Source organism: Cellulomonas algicola (assembly GCF_003851725.1).
GTDB classification, from domain to species: Bacteria; Actinomycetota; Actinomycetes; order Actinomycetales; family Cellulomonadaceae; genus Cellulomonas; species Cellulomonas algicola.
In genome coordinates this window covers 1-4523 of the sequence record NZ_BHYL01000450.1, presented here as the reverse complement: position 1 = coordinate 4523, position 4523 = coordinate 1, and the positions used below count along the sequence as shown (strand labels likewise).

The following is a 4523-nucleotide window of genomic DNA, read 5'->3' as shown; positions in this document are numbered from 1 at the left end:
GCGGGGGACTCGACCGCCACCCGGTCCGGGGCGTGCGCGCCCGCGACGCGCCCCAGCCCCCCGGCAGCGGGCCGGGCGGCGAGGGCGGCGGACGCGGTCGTCATGCGGTCGCCCGCGCCGAGGCGGTGCGGTCGGCGCCGAGACCGACGCCGAGCAGCAGGACCGCGCTCGCGAAGTGCAGCACGTTGTCGGCGCCATTGAGGGCGAGGATGTTCGCGCCGCTGCCGACGAGGAACAGGCCGAGGACGCCGACGAGCAGGTAGACGGCGCCGACGCCGGTGTTGGCGGCGCGGGACGCGGCGACCGAGGAGCGTGCCGCGAAGAACAGCACGACGCCGATGAGCAGGTGGACGATGTTGTGCAGCGGGTTGACCTCGAAGAGGATCAGCGGCTCGCCCTCGGTCGACGCGAAGCCGACGCCCGACGTCACGAAGAAGCCGGCGACGCCGACGAGCAGGTAGACGGCTCCGAAGACCGTCCCGACGATGCGGTTGGGGGACTGCGACATGGCTGCCTCGTTCCCGGGGCGCGTGGCCCCGCCCGGGCGGTCCCGCGGGACCGCGTGCGATGTGGTGCGAGGGGGGTTCGCAGCCGACGGCGCGCCGGATGGGTCGAGGGATGCCGGGGGCGGGTCGGGTACAGGGCGGGTGGTCGTACGCCCGCTCTCACCTGCTCCGCTTTCGCGGTCAGGGTGACGTGTGCCACCATGTGCCGCGACGACAGCGTGGTCGTCGACGCGGGCGAGTCGCCCGCGTGAGCGAGAAGCCGGGACGGCGTCGACGACGACGCGGGACCCGGCCGACGCCGGGTGGACTTTCCCATGCCGGTTGAGTATGCTAGCGCTTTGCGCTGGCCTGTGCCCGCGATCCCGTATAACCCGAGCAGTGGACGTCGTACGTGCGCGACGGTTCCGCAGCTCGCACGGCCGGGGGATCGCGCCCCGCCTGACCTGCGCAGCGTGCACACGATCCGCAGGGAAGGACCCCTCTTGGCTGCCTCGCGCACCCCTTCTGCACCGACCGCTGACGCCATCGCGAACCGCACCGCATCCCGTCGTATCTCCTTCGCCAAGATCCACGAGCCGCTCGAGGTCCCCGACCTGCTCGGCCTGCAGACCGAGAGCTTCGACTGGCTGCTGGGCAACGAGCGCTGGCAGGCCCGCGTGGCCGCCGCGCTGGAGAACGGTCGTCAGGACGTCCCCGAGACCGCCGGTCTCGAGGAGATCTTCGAGGAGATCTCGCCGATCGAGGACTTCGGCGGCTCCATGTCCCTCTCGTTCCGCGAGCACCGCTTCGAGCCGCCGAAGTACACGGCCGAGGAGTGCAAGGAGAAGGACTTCACGTACGCCGCGCCTCTGTTCGTCACCGCGGAGTTCGTCAACTACACGACCGGTGAGATCAAGAGCCAGACGGTCTTCATGGGCGACTTCCCGCTCATGACCGAGCGCGGCACGTTCATCATCAACGGCACCGAGCGCGTCGTCGTCTCGCAGCTCGTCCGCTCGCCGGGCGTCTACTTCGAGCGCCAGGCGGACAAGACGTCCGACAAGGACATCCTCACCGCCAAGGTCATCCCGAGCCGTGGCGCGTGGCTCGAGTTCGAGATCGACAAGCGCGACAACGTCGGCGTCCGCGTCGACCGCAAGCGCAAGCAGAACGCGACCGTCCTGCTCAAGGCGCTCGGCATGTCCGAGGCGGAGATCCGCGAGGAGTTCGCGGCGTACCCGGCCGTCATCGAGACCCTCGAGAAGGACCACGTCCAGACGCAGGACGAGGCGCTGCTCGACCTCTACCGCAAGATCCGCCCGGGCGAGCCGCCGACCGTCGAGGCCGGCCGCGCGCTCATCGAGAACTTCTACTTCAACCCGAAGCGCTACGACCTCGCGAAGGTCGGCCGCTACAAGCTGAACAAGAAGCTCGGCCAGGACGCGCCCCTCGCGGACTCCGTCCTGTCGCTCGCGGACGTCGTCGCGACGATCAAGTACCTCGCGTCGCTGCACATCGACCTGCAGACGCTCCCCGGCACGCGTGCCGGCGAGGCGATCGACGTGCGCGTCGAGACCGACGACATCGACCACTTCGGCAACCGTCGCATCCGTGCGGTCGGCGAGCTCATCCAGAACCAGGTCCGCACGGGCCTGTCCCGGATGGAGCGCGTCGTGCGCGAGCGCATGACGACGCAGGACGTCGAGGCGATCACGCCGCAGACGCTCATCAACATCCGTCCCGTCGTGGCCTCCATCAAGGAGTTCTTCGGGACGAGCCAGCTGTCGCAGTTCATGGACCAGAACAACCCGCTCGCGGGCCTGACGCACAAGCGTCGTCTGTCGGCCCTCGGCCCGGGTGGTCTGTCGCGCGACCGCGCCGGCATGGAGGTCCGTGACGTCCACCCGTCGCACTACGGCCGCATGTGCCCGATCGAGACCCCTGAGGGTCCGAACATCGGTCTGATCGGCTCGCTCGCGTCGTTCGGGCGGATCAACCCGTTCGGCTTCGTCGAGACGCCGTACCGCAAGGTCGTCGACGGCCGCGTCACGGACGAGGTGCACTACCTCACCGCCGACGACGAGGACCGCCACGTCATCGCGCAGGCCAACGCGCCGCTCGAGGCCGACGGCACGTTCGAGGAGGACCGCGTCCTCGTCCGCGTCAAGGGCGGCGAGATCGAGTACGTCACCGGCGAGAACATCGACTACATGGACGTCTCGCCGCGCCAGATGGTGTCGGTCGCGACGGCCCTCATCCCGTTCCTCGAGCACGACGACGCGAACCGCGCCCTCATGGGTGCGAACATGCAGCGCCAGGCCGTGCCGCTGGTCCGCTCCGAGGCGCCGCTCGTCGGCACCGGCATGGAGCGTCGTGCGGCGGTCGACGCGGGCGACGTCATCGTCGCGACGAAGCCGGGTGTCGTCACCGAGGTGTCGGCCGACCTCATCGTCGTCGCCAACGACGACGCGACCACGTCGACGTACCGCGTGGCGAAGTTCCGCCGCTCGAACCAGGGCACGTCCTACAACCAGCGCGTGCTGGTCGAGCAGGGGGCGCGCGTCGAGGTCAACTCGGTGCTCGCCGACGGCCCGGCGACGGACGAGGGCGAGCTCGCGCTCGGCCGCAACCTGCTCGTCGCGTTCATGTCGTGGGAGGGCCACAACTACGAGGACGCGATCATCCTGTCGCAGCGCCTCGTGCAGGACGACGTCCTGTCCTCGATCCACATCGAGGAGCACGAGGTCGACGCCCGCGACACGAAGCTCGGCCCCGAGGAGATCACGCGGGACATCCCGAACGTCTCCGAGGAGGTCCTCGCGGACCTCGACGAGCGCGGCATCATCCGCATCGGTGCCGAGGTCGCGGCCGGCGACATCCTCGTCGGCAAGGTCACCCCGAAGGGCGAGACCGAGCTGACCCCCGAGGAGCGCCTGCTCCGCGCGATCTTCGGCGAGAAGGCGCGCGAGGTCCGCGACACGTCGCTCAAGGTCCCGCACGGCGAGTCCGGCACGGTCATCGAGGTGCGCACGTTCAGCCGTGAGGACGGCGACGAGCTGCCCGCCGGCGTGAACGAGCTGGTCCGCGTGTACATCGCGCAGCGCCGCAAGATCACGGACGGCGACAAGCTCGCCGGCCGTCACGGCAACAAGGGCGTCATCTCGAAGATCCTCCCCGTCGAGGACATGCCGTTCCTCGCGGACGGCACCCCGGTCGACGTCGTGCTCAACCCGCTGGGTGTGCCCGGTCGTATGAACGTCGGGCAGGTCCTCGAGACGCACCTCGGGTGGGTCGCGAAGCAGGGTTGGGACATCGAGCTCGCCGAGGGCGACGTGCAGTGGAAGGAGGGCGTGCCCGCGGTCGCGGCCTCGTCCCCGGCCGGCAACCCGGTCGCCACGCCCGTCTTCGACGGCGTGCCGGAGGAGACCCTCACCGGTCTGCTCGGCTCGACGCTGCCCAACCGTGACGGTGACCGGATGGTCCAGCCCGACGGCAAGGCCCGGCTCTTCGACGGCCGCTCCGGCGAGCCGTTCCCGGACCCGGTCGCGGTCGGCTACATGTACATCCTCAAGCTGCACCACCTGGTCGACGACAAGATCCACGCGCGCTCGACCGGCCCGTACTCGATGATCACGCAGCAGCCGCTGGGTGGTAAGGCGCAGTTCGGTGGTCAGCGGTTCGGCGAGATGGAGGTGTGGGCCCTCGAGGCGTACGGCGCCGCCTACACGCTGCAGGAGCTCCTCACCATCAAGTCCGACGACGTGCCCGGCCGCGTCAAGGTGTACGAGGCGATCGTCAAGGGCGAGAACATCCCCGACTCGGGCATCCCGGAGTCCTTCAAGGTCCTCCTCAAGGAGATGCAGTCGCTCTGCCTGAACGTCGAGGTGCTGTCGTCCGACGGCGTCTCGATCGACATGAAGGAGAACGACGACGAGGTCTACCGCGCCGCGGAGGAGCTCGGCATCGACCTGTCGCGTCGCCCCAACGCCAGCAGCATCGAAGAGATCTGACGACGAGCCTGTCGCGGGCGGCCCCGCC

General features: G+C 69.6%; 2 protein-coding genes. One reads left to right on the top strand and one right to left on the bottom strand.

Annotation, left to right across the window (positions count from 1 at the left end; genetic code table 11):
• Nucleotides 1-100: 100 nt before the first annotated feature.
• Nucleotides 101-508: a DUF4383 domain-containing protein gene (locus CTKZ_RS20680; RefSeq protein ID WP_124344659.1), complete on the bottom strand. Its 408-nt coding sequence runs from the start codon at nucleotides 506-508 to the stop codon at nucleotides 101-103.
• 480 nt (nucleotides 509-988) lie between these two features.
• Between CTKZ_RS20680 and rpoB the strand changes: the two genes are divergently transcribed.
• Entirely contained in the window at nucleotides 989-4495 is a 3507-nt protein-coding gene (gene rpoB / locus CTKZ_RS20675) for a DNA-directed RNA polymerase subunit beta (RefSeq protein ID WP_124344658.1), read from the top strand.
• Nucleotides 4496-4523: the final 28 nt, after the last annotated feature.

Excerpts from the sequence above, each read along its gene's own strand:
- CTKZ_RS20680 (WP_124344659.1), bottom strand. The coding sequence starts at position 508 with ATGTCGCAGTCCCCCAACCGCATCGTCGGGACGGTCTTCGGAGCCGTC.